The organism is Phreatobacter stygius (genome assembly GCF_005144885.1).
GTDB lineage: Bacteria > Pseudomonadota > Alphaproteobacteria > Rhizobiales > Phreatobacteraceae > Phreatobacter > Phreatobacter stygius.
In genome coordinates this window covers 2,251,449-2,266,814 of the sequence record NZ_CP039690.1, presented here as the reverse complement: position 1 = coordinate 2,266,814, position 15,366 = coordinate 2,251,449, and the positions used below count along the sequence as shown (strand labels likewise).

At 63.6% G+C, this 15,366-nt stretch carries 15 protein-coding genes; 11 read left to right on the top strand and 4 right to left on the bottom strand.

The window, feature by feature from the left end; translation table 11 throughout:
- Window positions 1-62: 62 nt before the first annotated feature.
- The 4 genes from E8M01_RS10350 to prmC all read left to right on the top strand — a co-directional run bounded on the left by E8M01_RS10350 (window position 63) and on the right by prmC (window position 5,338).
- A complete protein-coding gene (locus E8M01_RS10350; RefSeq protein WP_136960046.1) occupies window positions 63-965 on the top strand; it encodes a dienelactone hydrolase family protein in 903 nt (300 codons plus the stop codon).
- A gap of 172 nt (window positions 966-1,137) precedes the next feature.
- The gene (gene ptsP / locus E8M01_RS10345; protein WP_136964549.1) at window positions 1,138-3,405 is read left to right on the top strand and encodes a phosphoenolpyruvate--protein phosphotransferase; all 2,268 of its coding nucleotides are present in this window, start codon (window positions 1,138-1,140) and stop codon (window positions 3,403-3,405) included.
- Window positions 3,405-4,478, top strand: a complete 1,074-nt coding sequence (gene prfA / locus E8M01_RS10340; protein ID WP_136960045.1) for a peptide chain release factor 1 — start codon at window positions 3,405-3,407, stop codon at window positions 4,476-4,478. Before ptsP ends, prfA begins: the two co-directional genes overlap by 1 nt.
- Window positions 4,478-5,338 (top strand): peptide chain release factor N(5)-glutamine methyltransferase, encoded by an 861-nt coding sequence (prmC, locus tag E8M01_RS10335; protein WP_136960044.1) that lies wholly within the window; start codon window positions 4,478-4,480, stop codon window positions 5,336-5,338. The genes prfA and prmC overlap by 1 nt, the downstream gene beginning before the upstream one ends.
- An 11-nt stretch (window positions 5,339-5,349) precedes the next feature.
- Here prmC and E8M01_RS10330 read toward each other — a convergent pair whose 3' ends face one another.
- Window positions 5,350-6,198, bottom strand: coding sequence for a hypothetical protein (locus E8M01_RS10330; protein ID WP_136960043.1), 849 nt, complete (start codon window positions 6,196-6,198; stop codon window positions 5,350-5,352).
- 228 nt (window positions 6,199-6,426) lie between these two features.
- On the opposite strand from E8M01_RS10330, the gene E8M01_RS10325 reads away from it, so the two are divergent.
- From E8M01_RS10325 to E8M01_RS10305, 5 genes are all read left to right on the top strand, one after another.
- A complete protein-coding gene (locus E8M01_RS10325; RefSeq protein ID WP_136960042.1) occupies window positions 6,427-6,786 on the top strand; it encodes a hypothetical protein in 360 nt (119 codons plus the stop codon).
- 87 nt (window positions 6,787-6,873) lie between these two features.
- Complete coding sequence (locus E8M01_RS10320) at window positions 6,874-7,173, top strand: hypothetical protein (RefSeq protein ID WP_136960041.1); 300 nt, start codon at window positions 6,874-6,876, stop codon at window positions 7,171-7,173.
- A gap of 152 nt (window positions 7,174-7,325) precedes the next feature.
- A complete protein-coding gene (locus E8M01_RS10315) occupies window positions 7,326-8,201 on the top strand; it encodes a DMT family transporter (RefSeq protein ID WP_136960040.1) in 876 nt (291 codons plus the stop codon).
- 91 nt (window positions 8,202-8,292) lie between these two features.
- The gene (locus tag E8M01_RS10310) at window positions 8,293-8,496 is read left to right on the top strand and encodes a DUF3309 family protein (RefSeq protein ID WP_136960039.1); all 204 of its coding nucleotides are present in this window, start codon (window positions 8,293-8,295) and stop codon (window positions 8,494-8,496) included.
- A gap of 78 nt (window positions 8,497-8,574) precedes the next feature.
- Complete coding sequence (locus E8M01_RS10305) at window positions 8,575-10,230, top strand: acetolactate synthase large subunit (protein WP_136960038.1); 1,656 nt, start codon at window positions 8,575-8,577, stop codon at window positions 10,228-10,230.
- A gap of 219 nt (window positions 10,231-10,449) precedes the next feature.
- On the opposite strand, the gene E8M01_RS10300 is transcribed toward E8M01_RS10305, so the two are convergent.
- Window positions 10,450-11,022 (bottom strand): hypothetical protein, encoded by a 573-nt coding sequence (locus E8M01_RS10300; RefSeq protein ID WP_246088671.1) that lies wholly within the window; start codon window positions 11,020-11,022, stop codon window positions 10,450-10,452.
- 229 nt (window positions 11,023-11,251) lie between these two features.
- Between E8M01_RS10300 and E8M01_RS10295 the strand changes: the two genes are divergently transcribed.
- Complete coding sequence (locus tag E8M01_RS10295) at window positions 11,252-11,662, top strand: hypothetical protein (protein ID WP_136960036.1); 411 nt, start codon at window positions 11,252-11,254, stop codon at window positions 11,660-11,662.
- Between the two features lie 442 nt (window positions 11,663-12,104).
- Window positions 12,105-14,069: an ATP-binding protein gene (locus E8M01_RS10290; protein ID WP_136960035.1), complete on the top strand. Its 1,965-nt coding sequence runs from the start codon at window positions 12,105-12,107 to the stop codon at window positions 14,067-14,069.
- A 46-nt stretch (window positions 14,070-14,115) separates the two neighbouring features.
- On the opposite strand, the gene E8M01_RS10285 is transcribed toward E8M01_RS10290, so the two are convergent.
- Together E8M01_RS10285 and E8M01_RS10280 are read right to left on the bottom strand one after the other, a co-directional pair.
- Complete coding sequence (locus E8M01_RS10285) at window positions 14,116-14,676, bottom strand: recombinase family protein (RefSeq protein ID WP_136960034.1); 561 nt, start codon at window positions 14,674-14,676, stop codon at window positions 14,116-14,118.
- Between the two features lie 363 nt (window positions 14,677-15,039).
- Window positions 15,040-15,351 carry a hypothetical protein gene (locus E8M01_RS10280; RefSeq protein ID WP_136960033.1) on the bottom strand — a complete coding sequence of 104 codons (312 nt, stop codon included), beginning with the start codon at window positions 15,349-15,351 and terminating at the stop codon, window positions 15,040-15,042.
- Window positions 15,352-15,366: the final 15 nt, after the last annotated feature.

The following is a 15,366-nucleotide window of genomic DNA, read 5'->3' as shown; positions in this document are numbered from 1 at the left end:
TGCCCGGCCCGGCCGGACCGCGCTGTGGTTTTGAGGATCGAGCCGGCAAAGGCGCGCGGGGCATGCTGAGACTGGCATCGATCGTTCGCGTGGCCGGCTTCGCGGCGATGGCCGCCCTTGCAGCCGGGCCTGACGGGGCGGCGGCATCCGGTGCCGAGACGCTCGCCGTTCCCTTCATCATCGCCAAGCCTGCCGGCGATGGGCCGTTTCCGGCGGTGGTCATCCTGCATGACTGCTCCGGCCTCGGTCCGGCCTCGTCGGGCGCGCCCTGGCGCTGGTCGAGCGAGCTGACCCGTCGGGGTTATGTGACGATCTGGCCGGACAGCTTTTCCACCCGGGGATTTCCCAACGGCACCTGCCTCGAGCCGGATCAGGCCGCGGCGGCGCCGGATGTCCGGGTCGGGGATGCCTATGCGGCTCTCGCCCATCTGCGCGGGCTCGCCTTTGTCGACGGATCGCGGATCGCGGTCATGGGCGGCTCGCATGGCGGCTCGTCGACGCTTGCCAGCATCGTTTCGACGCCGGCCAACAGCGCGCGGGCAGCGCCGGGTTTCGCTGCGGCGATCGCGCTCTATCCAGGTTGCGGCCGGCGTTATGGCGAATGGGGCGTCGCGCGCGGCCGCGAGCCGGGCAGTCCGATCACCGGCTATCGCGGCCTGTTCAGGCCGCTGGCACCGCTCTTGATCCTGACCGGCGAGCTCGACGACTGGACACCGGCCGAACCGTGCCGGCAACTGGCCGAACGGGCCAAGGCCGAGGGTCTGCCCGTCGATATCGAGATCTATCCGGGCGCCCATCATTCCTTCGACAGCGCGGCGCCGATCCGGCACAACGCCAACCGGGTGAATTTTAATGCGCCCGGTGGGCGCGGCGCGACGATCGGCGGGAATCGCGAGGCCTGGGCGGCTGCGCGCGAGCGCGTCGCGGAATTTCTCACCCGCCATCTTGGCCGCCCGAACCGCTGATTTCCGCAGCTCTGCCCGACGCCGCAGCGCAGCAATGGCCGATCACGATGTTTCGCGTTCGGCCCGCCCTTTGCAAATGGCGATGTCGCCCTTAATGGTGGGGGCGCGGCGGGGTCCCTGCCGTTCCTGTTGCCAGGATAGCGGGCATCATGCCCAGAACGTGACCATGCCGATGCGTGCCGCCTTCGGTGGTCCTCGCCTTTTGCTCCGTCGCCTGCGCGAGGTGATGGCGGAGCAGGTTTCCGCGCAGGACCGCCTCGACAAGATCGTCGTGCTGATCGCGGCCAACATGGTGGCCGAGGTCTGCTCGGTCTATGTGCTGCGCGTCGACGGTACGCTCGAGCTCTATGCAACCCAGGGCCTGAAGCGCGAGGCGGTGCACTTGACCGTCATGCGCGCCGGCGAGGGCCTGGTCGGCCTGGTCGCGCAGACCGCCGACCCGCTCAACCTGTCGGATGCCCAGGAGCATCCGCAGTTCTCCTACAAGCCGGAGACCGGCGAAGAGATTTTCCACTCCTTCCTCGGTGTGCCGATCCTGCGCGGCGGTAACACGCTCGGCGTGCTGGTCGTGCAGAACCGCGCGCATCGCAAATATGAGGAGGACGAGGTCGAGGCGCTGCAGACGACCTCGATGGTGCTGGCCGAGATGATCGCTTCGGGCGAGCTGTCGGCGCTCGCCCCGCCCGGCCAGGAGCCGGCGGCGCGCCGGCCCTTGCGCATTGCCGGCGAAGGCCTCGCCGAGGGCGTCGGCCTCGGCTACGTCGTGCTGCATGAGCCGCGCATCCTGGTGAAGCAGCTGATCGCCGACGATCCGAACAAGGAAATGTCGCGGCTGGATGAAGCGGTCGAGGCGATCCGCGCCGAGATCGACGACATGCTCGAAAACGAGGATGTCGCGCGCGGCGGCGAGCACAAGGACATTCTCGAGGCCTACCGGATGTTCGCCCATGATCGCGGCTTCATGCGGCGCATGAAGGAGGCGATCGCCACCGGTATCACCGCGGAGGCGGCGGTCGAACGCGTCCAGTCCGACAATCGCGCCCGGATGATGCGCCAGACCGATCCCTATATGCGCGAGCGCATGCACGATCTGGACGATCTGGCGATGCGCATCCTGCGCCAGCTGACCGGCGCCAAGAGCCCGACGGCGAGCGAGGATCTGCCGGAAAACGCCATCGTGGTGGCGCGCCACATGGGCCCGGCCTCGCTGCTCGACTATGACCGCACGCGGCTGCGCGGCCTGGTGCTGGAAGAGGGCGGCGCCACCAGCCACGTGGCGATCGTCGCCCGCGCGCTCGGCATTCCCACCGTCGGCCAGGCCGAGAATGCCGCCAGCCTCGCCGATCCGGGCGATGCCATCATCATCGACGGCGCGACCGGCGAGATCCATCTCAGGCCGACCAGCGATGTCGAGACCGCCTATGCCGAGAAAGTGCGCTTCCGCGCCCGCCGGCAGGCGCAATATGCGGCGATCCGCGACAAGCCGGCGGTGACCAAGGACGGTGTCGAGGTCCGGCTCCATCTCAATGCCGGCCTGATGGTCGACCTGCCGTTCCTGGAAGAGACCGGTGCTTCCGGCATTGGGCTGTTTCGCACCGAACTGCAGTTCATGGTGGCCAATTCGCTGCCGCGCATCGCCGAGCAGCTCGACCTCTATCGCAAGGTGCTGGATGCCGCCGGCGATCGGCCGGTGACGTTCCGTACCCTCGATATCGGCGGCGACAAGGTGCTGCCCTATATGGAGGTGATCCAGGAGGAGAACCCGGCGCTCGGCTGGCGGGCGATCCGGCTCGGCCTCGACCGTCCAGGCCTGCTGCGCAGCCAGGTGCGCGCCATGCTGCGCGCCGGCGCCGGCCGCGAGGTGCGCATCATGTTCCCGATGATCGCCGCGGTCGAGGAGTTCGACGAGGCCAAGGCGATCGTCGAGCGCGAGCTGACCCATTTGCGCCGGCACGACCACCGCATGCCCGAACGGGTCCAGATCGGCGCGATGGTCGAAGTGCCGGCGCTGTTGTTCCAGCTGGACGAATTGCTGCCCAGGGTCGATTTCCTGTCGGTCGGCTCGAATGATCTCGTGCAGTTCATGTTCGCCGTCGATCGCGGCAACAACCGGGTGGCCAATCGTTTCGACGTGTTGTCGCCGCCGATCCTGCGCGCCCTGCGCTCGCTCGCCCAGAAAGGCCATGAACACGGCAAGCTGGTGACGCTGTGCGGCGAGCTCGCCTCGCGCCCGCTGGAAGCCATGGTGCTGGCGGGGCTCGGCTATCGTTCGCTGTCGCTGTCGCCGGCGGCCATGGGTCCGGTCAAGTCCATGCTGCTCGAGCTCGATCTCGGCCGGCTCGAAACGCTTCTGACCCGTCTCATCGACGAACCGAAGGCAGGGGTCTCGATTCGCGAGAAACTGCGTGATTTCGTCGAGGCCGAGGGCATAACGTTCTGATGCTGCCAATCTCGAAGCTCGAAGCGCTGGTGACGCGTCACGCGGTCATCGAGGCGGAACTGTCCGGCGGTGTGGAAGGCGACCGCTACGTGGCGCTGTCGCGCGAATTCGCCGAGCTCGATCCGGTCGTCGGTGCGGTCAAGGCCTATCGCGCCGCGGTCGCCGAGGTGGCCGATCTCGACCAGCTGATGGCCGATCCGGCTGGTGATGCCGAGATGGCGGCGCTGGCGCGCGAGGAGCGTGCCGATGTCGAGGCACGGCTGGCGGCGCTGGAAGCGGACCTGCGCGTCGCGCTGCTGCCGAAGGACGCGGCGGATGCCAAGAACGTCATCCTGGAAATCCGCGCCGGTACCGGCGGCGACGAAGCATCATTGTTCGCCGGTGACCTCTACCGCATGTATGAGCGCTTCGCCGCCGTTCAGGGCTGGACCGTCGAACTGGTCTCGGCCAGCGAAGGCACCGCCGGCGGGTTCAAGGAAATCGTCGCCGAGCTGCGCGGCAGCGGTGCCTATGCCAAGCTCAAATTCGAAAGCGGCGTGCATCGCGTCCAGCGCGTGCCGGCCACCGAGTCCGGCGGCCGCATCCATACCTCGGCCGCGACGGTTGCCGTGCTGCCGGAAGCCGAGGAGGTCGATGTCGCGATCAATGACGACGACCTGCGCATCGACACCATGCGGGCCGGCGGCGCCGGCGGCCAGCATGTCAACAAGACCGAATCGGCGGTGCGCATCACCCACGTGCCGACCGGCACGGTGGTGGTGGTCCAGGACGAGCGCTCGCAGCACAAGAACAAGGCGCGCGCCATGGCGATCCTGCGCGCGCGGCTGTTCGACGAGGAGCGGCGGCGGCTGGCCGCCGGCCGCGCCGCCGACCGCCGGCTGCAGGTTGGCTCGGGCGACCGTTCCGAACGCATCCGCACCTATAATTTCCCGCAAGGCCGCGTGACCGATCATCGTATCGAGCTGACGCTCTATAAATTGCCGGAGATCATGGCCGGCACGGCGCTCGGCGAGATCATCGACGCGCTGGTGGCGCATCATCAGGCCAGCCTGCTGGCTCTGGAGAGCGCCTGATGATCCGGTCCGGCATATCGGCCAGCGAAGCGCGGCGGGTGCTGGCCAAGGCCTTTGCGGCCCAAGGGCTGGACGAAGCCGAGCTCGATGCCCGGGTGCTGGTGCGGCATGCGACCGGTATCGACCCGGCGGTGCCAGGGACTGCGTCCGATGCGCCGCTCGATGCGACGATGACGGCCTGCCTCGAGGATCTGGCGCGGCGGCGGCTCGACCACGAACCGATTGCGCGCATTCTCGGGCATCGCGAATTTCACGGCCACGACTTCGTGCTGAACCGGGCCTGCCTGGTGCCACGCCCGGACACCGAAACAGTGGTCGAGGCGGCGCTGGCGCTGATATCAGCCGACCGCCCTGCCAGGCTGCTGGATCTCGGCACCGGACCCGGCACCATCCTGCTGGCGCTGCTCGCCGAACGGCCGCGCGCGCTCGGCCTCGGCCTCGACCGCTCGGCCGAGGCGCTCGGCGCGGCGAGAGCCAATGCCGCGGCCCTGGGACTGGCGGAGCGCGCGGATTTCGCCGAGAGCGACTGGGGTTCGGCCGCGGTTGGCCTGTTCGACCTGATCGTTTCCAATCCGCCTTATATCCCATCGAAAACCTGCGACCTGCTCGCACCGGAAGTGCGCGACCACGATCCGCGCCTGGCGCTCGATGGCGGGCCCGACGGGCTCGACGCGTATCGGGCGATTCTCGGCGAGGCTCTGCGGCTGCTGGCGCCGGGCGGCCATATCGTGGTCGAACTGGGGATCGGTCAGGCGGCCGAGGTCGGCGCCATCGCCCGGCGCAGCGGGCTTGTCGTCTGCGGCCTGAAATCGGACCTGTCGGCCATTCCGCGCGCGCTGGTGCTGCGGCACGCATCCTGACGCGGGCCGGTTCAGCGCATCGGAAACATGACGGCGCGATATTCGGCTGAATCGCTGTGACCGCTGTCGGCGATGATGAGGACGACCACGGCGAGCGTCGTCGAGGCCCTGTTGCGATAGACGTCGGTGATGTGGACCGACGTCGCGCAGGTCATCGGCGGCAACATATAAGTCAGTTCGATGGTCCGTTCCCGGAAGGTCTCGGGTGACCGCCTGGCCGCCTCGGGATCCCAAGACGGCAGTTCCGGCGTCAGGGTCACGGCGAGCGGATAGGTCGCGGCGGTCTCGCGCTCCCGGCAGGCGAGATTTGGATCATCGGGCGCCGTCAGCCGCGCGACGACGGCATATTTGGTCGATAATCCGGGATGGGCGCCGATAATGTCCGGATCGGCCATGAACCGGACAGGGCCTTCCATCCTGGTCAGATCGGTCCAGGTCCGGCCGGCCAGACGGCGGCCGGGCTCGGTCAATCCCAGCCTGCGCAGCGGCCGGCGGGTCGTCGCCTGCGTCCAGCGCCGGATGGCCGGCGTCTGCATGCTGGCCTCGTCGTCCTCGTCGAAGCGGAAGCCCCGCATGGCGGCGTGGCGGGCATCGGCCGGGGTGGCCTGCCAGGACAATTGGGTGGCTCCGCGCGGAAAGCCTGTGGCGGACAGGCCGGTGGTCCGGTCGACCACATCGACGGCGAAAGCGCCGCGCTGGCTCGCGCCATCGCCGCCCTCCTGTTCGAAGCCGAAATAACGGCCGTCGGACGAGAAGCCGAGAATGCGCAGATCGGGCGCGGTGCCGAGTTCGCGGGCAGCGCCCGGCGTAGCGAGGGCAAGCAACGCCAGGGCGGCGAGAATGATCGGTCGCAAGGACATGGGGATTCCGCAGCGGCTTCGGAGAGGCTCGAACCGGACGCTTCTCTCTCGCGCAGCTTTCCAGGGCATGCCGCCTGAATTCGCTTCGCATTTCCATCGATGCTGCGGCAGCCTTGCCTTCGGCTGCTTTCGATCCGTCGTAGGCCACGGTAAAATCGAGGTAGTTTGGCGAATGCCCGGGGTTCTCGACATGATCTGGATGTTGAGCCGTCGGGAACGAGGTTTGCCATGAACGCCTGGTCGATCGTGCGGCAAAGCGGCGCCATTCTGCTGCGCGGGTCGGTCGGGACGCTAGCGCGCCTGGATCCGACGCCGCGTCGGGCGGGCCCAATTCCCCGGAAAATTTTCATGATCCCGTCGTGTTTTGGCGGAACATTAAGATGCGCCATGGCTTGTCTCCGCCGGGGATTGCAATGGGGGGTTTTGATGGTTGCGACAGCTGCGTCGGGGCTGGTGGCAGGGGTGCTCAGTCTCATCCTGTTCGGCGGTCATGTGGCGCTGACGCCGGTGACCACCGACGTGCTGTTCCTCGGCCTCGCGGTCAGCAGCCTGCATGTCGTGATGGGACTGATCGCCGCCAAGGAATGAAGGCTGCCATTCTCTGGCCCCATATGATGGGTTAGGTACCTTCCCTTGCGTCATGTGTATGGTCGACGCGACCCGAAGGAGGGAACGATGAGACGGCTGGTGGTTCTTCTGGTCTCCGCGGCGCTTGGCGCCGCTTTTGTGATGTTCTGCACCGTGCTGGTGACGCCGCCGGGGCCCGCTTCCACCGCGGGACAGATCCAGATCGTCGAACGGCGTGGTCCGTTGCAGTTCCTCGACAGCCCGGATGCACTCTGCCAACGCGCCGGCCGCCCGGTGACGCCGGAATGCCGGACTGCGGTCATCGGCGCGCTGCCGCCGGGACGCAGCTATGTCACCTTGCCCTATGTCGATTTCCTGTACCGCCAGACGCTCAGCGGCCGGAGCTGACACTGGAGGTGACGCTCTTAGCCGGCCTCGTGCGCCCGTCCTGGCGAAGGAAGGGCCGCGCGGCCGGCGCGTCGCGCGCGCCATCGGCCGGCGCATGACTGACGCGCGAGCGCATCGGTTGATTGCATGGGCGGCGGGCCGTACCCCGGATCATGCTCCTTAGAGATTTCGCCATTCTGGTCTTTGTCTGCCTGGTCTGGGCGTCGAATTTCATCATCTCGAAGGTGGCGCTGACCGAGTTGCATACGCCGCCCCTGTTCTTCTCGGCGGTCCGTTTCGGCCTGGTGCTGCTGGCGACCCTGCCATGGCTGCTGCCAATGCCGCGGCCGCGCTGGCGCATGGTCCTGGCCGGGCTCTTGATGGGCGCCGGCGGCTTCGGCCTGGTCAGCATTGGCTTGATGACGGCAAGCCCGTCGAGCGCCGCGGTGGTCACCCAGCTCGGCGTGCCGATCACCGCCCTGCTGTCGGTCTTCGTGCTCGGCGAACGGATCAGCTGGCGCCGGGGCTTTGGTATCGCGCTGGCGTTTTTCGGCGCCATCGCGGTCATGTGGAACCCGGGCGGCTTTTCGTTGTCCTTCGGCCTGCTCTTCGTGGTCGCCAGCGCCTTCGCCTCCGCCGTCGGCATCGTGCTGGTCAAGCAGATGGGCGGTGTCCAGCCGTTGCAGTTCCAGGCCTGGGTCGGTCTCGCGTCGATGGTGCCGCTGGCGGCCGCCTCCGCGCTGATCGAAACCCGCCAGATCCCGCTGGCGCTGGAGGCCGGCTGGAGCCTCGCCGCCACCGTGCTTTACGCCGCGCTGGCCGTGTCGCTGCTCGGTCACTCCCTGTTTTTCCGCCTCGTCCAGAAATACGAAGCCAATGTGATCTCGACCCTCACGCTGATGTGTCCGCTGATGGCGATCGGCATGGGCGTGGTGCTGCTCGAAGATCATTTCGACGCGCGCATGGCGGCCGGCACGGCCGTCGTCCTGGTCGGCGTGCTGCTGATCCTGGTGTCGCCGAAGCAGGGCGGGCGCCGGCCATCGACCTAGAGCGGCCGGGCGCGGCGAGCTGCGGCGGAACCGCACGGCGGTCAAGGCGTTGATTGGCCAGTGCAATCAACCGGCTGCGGTGCCCATGCCCATGAACACGATCCTGCTGATCATCATCCTGGTCATCCTGCTGGGTGGCGGCGGCTATTACGGTCATCGCGGTTATGGCAATCGTGGGCTCGTCAGTGTTCTGCTGGCGGTGCTGCTGATCGTCGTCGTGCTGCATTTGCTCGGCCTGCTGATCACCCCGATGACCCCGATCGGACCGCCGGCGACGCGGGTGATCGTGCCTTGACGGCATAGGCCTCGCGATGGAGGTTTGCCCGGGCCGGCGGCAAGCCGGCGTCGCAGCTTTCAAGACAATGAGGCCACCATGCCGAAGGGTTCCGAACTCCTCGTCGCCGCGCTCGAGAACGAAGGCGTCGACCGCATATTCGGCGTGCCGGGCGAGGAGAATCTCGATGTCGTCGAGGCCTTGCGAAGGTCGCGCATCGAGCTGGTGTTGACCCGGCACGAACAGGCGGCCGCCTTCATGGCGGCGACCCATGGCCGCCTGACCGGCCGGCCGGGCGTGTGCATCTCGACGCTCGGACCGGGCGCGCTGAATTTCTCGACCGGTGCGGCCTATGCCCATCTCGGTGCCATGCCGATGATCATGATCACCGGCCAGAAGGCGATCATGAGCGCCAAGCAGGCGCGCTTTCAGATCGTCGATGTGATCGCCTCGATGAAGCCGCTGACCAAGATGACCCGGCAGATCGTCAGTCCGGCGAGCATTCCGACCGTCGTGCGCGATGCCTTCCGCGTCGCCATGGAAGAGCGGCCGGGACCGGTCCATCTGGAGCTTCCCGAGGATGTCGCCGGCGAGCAGACCGGCGACGTGCCGATCATTCAGTTGCATCCGATCGAGCGGCCGGTCGCCCCTGCCGCGGCGCTGGAGCGGGCGGTCGAGCTGATCCTCGCCGCCGAACGGCCAATGGTCATGATCGGCGCGGCCGGCAACCGGCCACGCCTGGTCGATGCGCTGTCGGCTTTCGTTCGCCGCGTGCGCCTGCCGTTCTTCAACACCCAGATGGGCAAGGGGGCGGTCACCGGCGGCTCGAACCTCTATATGGGCACCGCTGCGCTATCCGAGCGCGACTATGTGCACGAGGCGATCGACCAGGCCGACCTGATCATCTCGATCGGCCACGATACCGTCGAGAAGCCGCCATTCCTGATGCGGCGGGACGGTGGCCCGAAGGTCGTCCACATCGGCTATGTGTCGGCGGTCGTCGAGGAGGTGTTCCATCCGGACGCCGAGGTAATCGGCGACATCGGGGCGACGGTCACCGCGCTCGCCGACCGGCTGGGCGGCAAGCTGGATCCGAACCCGAAGCTTCTGGCGCTGCGGCAGGGCATCCTGGAGCGCCTCAACGACCGTGCCGAAGAGGACCGTTTCCCGATCACCCCGCAGCGGATCGTCCACGACGTGCGCGCGGTCATGCCGGAAGACGGCATCGTCTGTCTCGACAACGGCATGTACAAGATCTGGTTCGCGCGCAATTACCGTACGCATGTCGCCAATACCCTGCTGCTCGACAATGCGCTCGCCACCATGGGCGCGGGCCTGCCGTCGGCCATGATGGCCGCGATGATCTATCCGGGACGCCGGGTGATGGCGGTGTGTGGCGACGGCGGCTTCATGATGAATTCGCAGGAGATGGAAACCGCCGTCCGCCTCGGTATCAACCTGGTCGTGGTCGTGCTCACCGACAATGCCTATGGCATGATCCGCTGGAAGCAGGCGGTCGACAAGTTCCCGGACTTCGGCCTGACCTTCGGCAATCCCGATTTCGTCCGTTACGCCGAAGCCTATGGCGCGAAGGCGTCGCGCGTGACCGCGGTCGACCAGCTGGTGCCGACGCTGGAGGCAGCCTTCGCCGGTGGCGGCGTGCATCTTGTCGACGTGCCGATCGACTATTCGGAGAATACCCGCGTGCTGGTCGAGGAACTGGGCACGCGCGGGCCGCTCGCCGAACTCAAGTGAGGCGCGCCGGGCCCCTCGGCTGCATCGTTGGCTGCCGGCCAAGACCGGTCGCCGGCAGGCTATCCAGGATGTGAGGGGAATGGTGCGCGGAAGGGAGTGATATTGGCCGCTTATCTATTTGATTTATAATATGAAAAATATTTATTTAAGGCCGTATGCCAACAATTCTGCCAACAGTTGGATCGGCGTGTTCTCCCTAGTCGTTCGGGTGGGGAAAATTCATTCGGGCACATTTTGTGTTTCCACCGACGGTATCGGTTCTTGCAAACTGGAGAGGTATCCATCGCAACCCGAAAAATATGCTCCGACACCTTCCATGACGTCGGCCAGCGCCTCAAGGTCAAGCTCCTCATAGGTAATCGGGATGAGATTTCCATTTAGGTCAACGGGATACCTGTATGAGTAGGATCTCGGGTCTACCTTCGAAAACTCTGCGACAATCGCTCCGACAACCGGGTTGGTCTGGTCGGGGTCATCGGCACCATACGCATCTAGGATCTTTAAGAATTCGGACCAAAGAAAAGCGAGATCGTGTGATTTCCAATTGGCTTCAATAGATACTGTATATCCGTAGGTTGAAATTAAGTATTTAAGCGATAATTCAATGAATTGCCGATAGTTAAATAGAATTGGAAATACAAGACAGTCTCTATCGTAATTTGATTCTCTTGATTTTTCTACCATGAGATCTGCGGCGGATTTGTATCCCGTCATCATCATGATAAGCCGACCATGGCCGCACTTGCCGATGCTAGCGTTCCGGCTCCAGTCATCGGACTTCTTGAACGGCACGTCCCCTTTTCTCGGCCAGCGCAAATCGCGGCGAAGAATTTCCTCGAATGTCTCAGACCCTGGCATCGTCCCCCCTTACCGCCCGGATACGCTGCCAATGTTACGGGACGGCTGCAATGCCTACTGGGAGAATGCCCGAACTATCAGTTGCGGCGGGAGAAGAGTGCTTTCATCTGTCCCATAAACGGGTTTCTTTTCGTGTGAGTTCGGCAAGCTGGGAGGTGCGATTTTGAACGCCGTGGGGCAGTCGTTTTTGAAGCCTGAAGTCGTCGAGGTTCATGAGTTTCTCCGCCGCCACTGCGCGCTCATCGTCCATTTTTCAGGGACGCCCGGCGGAGCCGATCCGGATAGCCCAAAGTTTCCAGATGACCTGACCACCGTTATCGGCGGTCAGGCAAAGGATGGAGTCTGCTGCTCGGTTGTCAAACCAGGAGACACGTTCGACGGTTTTGATCGGCATGCCTTCGGGACTGTCGGTGTCATACTTGATCTCAATGCGAAGGAGTCTTTGGCGACGGCCGACCCTGGGGATGGTGGCTCCTTCCGTCACCCTTTGACCGGAATTCGCCAATTCAACGAGAGAGACCTGACGACTGGTGACGCTGGAAAGGAGTCTGTCAGAGCGTCAAGGCCACAATGAATGGGGAATGCGCGACTTTGCTGTTCGCGGCATATTCGTCATTGATCCCATTGAAGTGTGGATAGAGATAGATCATCCCGATCTGGGGCGGGTCAGGGGTAGCGTTGCTCGAACTGTGGAAGACATTGCGAGAGCCTTTCCGGAACAACCGATCTTCACTTTTCGTGATGGGGGGCTTTTCCGCCTCGTTCCGCAACCCGAGGGGCCCATAGACCATTCCACGCTCTATCCCTAGGCTACCGACTCGCAGAGGTGGCAAGCCGAGGCTGTGGTCTCCGTGACCTGAGGTCGCCAGTTGGGGCGGAGCTACCGGTCCCCAATCGGCGCCGGCCACAATGTAAGTGTCTGATCTGCACCGACGGTCAGTTGCGCGCGCCACAATCCACGGTAGACGTGTGCCGCCCAAACAATATTAAATGTACGGTTGGTGGGGGGTGAGTTCATGGCCGATCAAGGCGTGCTCTTTGACGAGCGATTTCTCGGGAAATATGCCGGGGCGATCATCTCCGACACATCCGTCGCCATCGTCGAGCTCGTCGCCAATGCGTGGGATGCTTATGCGACTGAGGTAGTTATCCGTTGGCCGCAACGTGGCAACGCGACATGGTTTTCCATCACCGACAACGGCAGGGGAATGACGGCAGCCCAATTCGCCCGGCGGTGGGGCACGATGGACTATGATAAAATTGCAGATGAGGGAAATAGGGTCGATCCGCCGGAGGAGTTAGTCAACTATCCCCAACGCCAGCCGTATGGTCGAAATGGTAAGGGGCGTCATGCTGCCTTTCGATTTTCAAACCCTTACGTCGTGAGGACGTGGAGGGATGGGATTGAGGTGACCTACGAAGTCAGCCGCAGTAGCGAGCTACCCTTCGCATTCAAGCTGTTAAGCACCCGGAATGGCGTTTCCGGTCATGGAACAGAGATTTCGGCCACCAGCCAAGATGGCGTGAGCATGGCAGCCGATGAGGCTCGCGAGGTCATCGGAACGCGATTTCTTGCCGATCCAAATTTCTCGGTGTCCATCGACGGAACGCGGATAACCTTCGACGACGTCCCGACACAAAGAATACGGGAAGCGTACATCGATGTACCTGGTTTCGGAACGGCGCATCTGATTGTCATCGACACGCTGAAGGCGGACAAGACGACCCGGCAGCATGGAATCGCTTGGCGTGTCCAATCTCGGTTGGTCGGTACACCTGGATGGGTTGGCTTCTTCCACGACCGAATCCTTGACGGCCGCACAACGGAAGCGAAGCGATTTCAGTTTCTCGTTTCGGCTGATTTTCTGGCGGAGGCAGTCCACCCAGATTGGTCAGGATTTGTGGGAACAGATCAGGCGTGGCAGGCAACTCATCTGGCGGTCCACACGAAGATTAGGGAGGTTTTGTCGGAACACAGTGCGGAGAAACGCAGTGAGGCCAAGGCGGCCGTCCGTGAAAGCCTGGGGAAGACTGTGAGCCAGCTTCCGCCAATTGGGCGCGAACGCTGGAACCAGTTTGTTGACAGGGTTGTGGATACCTGCCCCACCATTAGTGCGGACGTTATTCAGCAGGTCGCTGGCGTGCTTGCCAATTTGGAGCTTTCGACGTCGCAATATGGGTTGATTACGAAGCTCCATGAGATGCCTCCTGGCGACCTGGACGAACTCCATCAGATCCTCACGGATTGGACGGTTCGGTCCGCAAAGATTGCGCTGGATGAGATCCAAACGCGGCTCAGGCTTATAGAGGAACTCGATCGCAAGCTTCGTGACGAGACCATGGACGAGGTGGGCGATCTTCAACCGCTTTTCGAGCGCTCGCTATGGGTTTTTGGGCCGGAGTTTGAAAGCCTCGATTTTACCAGTAACAAAGGCATGACCGAAGTCATCCGAAAGCTGTTTGGATCAAATGAGGCGGGAAGCAGGCTGCGGCCAGATTTCGTAATGGTGCCCGATGGGTCGTTGGGCTTCTACAGCAGGGATTCCCATGATCCAGACCATGAAGTTTCTGGCACAGCACGATTAGTGATCGCCGAGATTAAGAAGCCGGGCATCGTTATTGGCAGCGAGCAGAAGGATCAGGCTTGGAAGTACGTCAAAGAGTTGATTCGGCGGGGACATGTCACGGAGGCCACCGATGTAACCTGCTTTGTTCTCGGATCAATGGTTGATCGGACAGAGGCCGGTGACAGGAAAGAGTGGTATGATCGAGTCGTCATCCGCCCGGTATCGTACAGCGTGTTCATCAAGCGCGCGGCAGCAAGGATGCTTGGTCTCCGAGAGAAGATTAAGGATACTCCATTCCTGCGCGAGCAAGGTATCGACACCGCTGAATTCCTCGAATCAAACGAGATTTTCCAGGAAGAATTCAAGCTGATGACCCCTAACTCTCCGAACAAGCGTGACGGAGTCTCAGCGTAAGCCCTGGTTCTGCAGGGTTTTTCAAATTCTGTGCTGATGGCGCCGATCACGGGAGAGCGGCGGATAGGATACGGTAAACAGAAGCCCGGCCGATGTTCAAATCGCGTGCGATGGACGCCGGTTTCCTGCCCTCCTTGTGCAGGCAAAGCACCTCCGCGCTCTTCGCGCGCGCGGTAGCTGCTCGACCTCTGTATTTATTCTCGCTCTTTGCGCGCGCGATGCCTGCCCGCTGACGTTCCAGCATTAGCTCGCGCTCGAATGCCGCCACACCACCAAGGACGGTAAGCATAAGCGTCCCCGTTGGCGTCGAGGTGTCGAGCGCCATCGACAGGATGCGAACTTCAACGCCGCGCTCCCTGAGGCCTCCCACTATCTGGAGAAGATCTGGAACGGAGCGCGCTAGGCGATCCGGTTTGGTAACGGTGAACACGTCGCCCTCCCGGACATAGTCGAGAGCCTTCATCAACTCGGGACGAACCGCGTCGATGCCCGACCCGTGCTCCTGGAAGATCTTTTTGCACCCGGTTGCACGGAGCGCATCGACTTGGTCCTCAAGCCCCGCGACCTGATCCTTGGTTGAAGTGCGCGCGTAGCCCACAATCGCCATAGCCGTATCCATCACATGTCTCACAAGAATCATAGCTGTTGCGAGACAATCGGCAAGCGATTTTTGGACAATTCATATGAGACGCTTTTGCCCCAACGGTGGTCGTCTCATATCGGCAGGGTCTATCGGGACATCTCTAAAGCAGGACGTGGCGCTCGGCCGCCCATGACGGTCCGCGCGAGGTCCCCCGGAAGTTCGCACCAGCAAGTGCCACGGTCGGGCGTTCCTGGAATGAAGCGACTTGTCGATCGATAACAGCAAGATCGAACCGCCAGTGGCTAGGGCTTTCATCGCGGCGCGGGAGGTCAATGTCTTTCAGGACTCAGTGCCGCATCCTGTGACGGGGCACGTCGTCCGTTGATCCTATTTGTCGATGAAGCCCAGACGAAACATACAACGCATGATTTTCCGGATTTGCTCCTGGTCGAGCGTCGCAATGTTGCCGCGCAGGAAGGCGTCCCGCTGCTCCACGCTGTTCGGGTAGAGGTGGACCACCTCACCCATGCACATTTGAGCGCCGCCTGTCGGGCTCATGGTCACGTTCCGCGCCGGGTCGGGCCGGACGGCCATGGCAGCGCGCGTCACGTAGCCGTCGAGCGTATCCTGGGCCTGGACCTGCGAGGCGCTCGCAAGGCCGGCTGTGAGCACCATCGCTGACAAACTGAGGCGCGGCATTCTCGGTCTCCAAAA

What these genes read in the sequence shown, in the direction of transcription:
- E8M01_RS10290 (WP_136960035.1), top strand. Translation starts at nt 12,105, where the DNA reads ATGGCCGATCAAGGCGTGCTCTTTGACGAGCGATTTCTCGGGAAATAT.
- ptsP (WP_136964549.1), top strand. Translation starts at nt 1,138, where the DNA reads ATGCGTGCCGCCTTCGGTGGTCCTCGCCTTTTGCTCCGTCGCCTGCGC.
- E8M01_RS10285 (WP_136960034.1), bottom strand. Translation starts at nt 14,676, where the DNA reads ATGGCGATTGTGGGCTACGCGCGCACTTCAACCAAGGATCAGGTCGCG.
- E8M01_RS10325 (WP_136960042.1), top strand. Translation starts at nt 6,427, where the DNA reads ATGAACGCCTGGTCGATCGTGCGGCAAAGCGGCGCCATTCTGCTGCGC.
- E8M01_RS10280 (WP_136960033.1), bottom strand. Translation starts at nt 15,351, where the DNA reads ATGCCGCGCCTCAGTTTGTCAGCGATGGTGCTCACAGCCGGCCTTGCG.
- E8M01_RS10310 (WP_136960039.1), top strand. Translation starts at nt 8,293, where the DNA reads ATGAACACGATCCTGCTGATCATCATCCTGGTCATCCTGCTGGGTGGC.
- prmC (WP_136960044.1), top strand. Translation starts at nt 4,478, where the DNA reads ATGATCCGGTCCGGCATATCGGCCAGCGAAGCGCGGCGGGTGCTGGCC.
- prfA (WP_136960045.1), top strand. Translation starts at nt 3,405, where the DNA reads ATGCTGCCAATCTCGAAGCTCGAAGCGCTGGTGACGCGTCACGCGGTC.
- E8M01_RS10315 (WP_136960040.1), top strand. Translation starts at nt 7,326, where the DNA reads ATGCTCCTTAGAGATTTCGCCATTCTGGTCTTTGTCTGCCTGGTCTGG.
- E8M01_RS10320 (WP_136960041.1), top strand. Translation starts at nt 6,874, where the DNA reads ATGAGACGGCTGGTGGTTCTTCTGGTCTCCGCGGCGCTTGGCGCCGCT.
- E8M01_RS10350 (WP_136960046.1), top strand. Translation starts at nt 63, where the DNA reads ATGCTGAGACTGGCATCGATCGTTCGCGTGGCCGGCTTCGCGGCGATG.
- E8M01_RS10330 (WP_136960043.1), bottom strand. Translation starts at nt 6,198, where the DNA reads ATGTCCTTGCGACCGATCATTCTCGCCGCCCTGGCGTTGCTTGCCCTC.
- E8M01_RS10305 (WP_136960038.1), top strand. Translation starts at nt 8,575, where the DNA reads ATGCCGAAGGGTTCCGAACTCCTCGTCGCCGCGCTCGAGAACGAAGGC.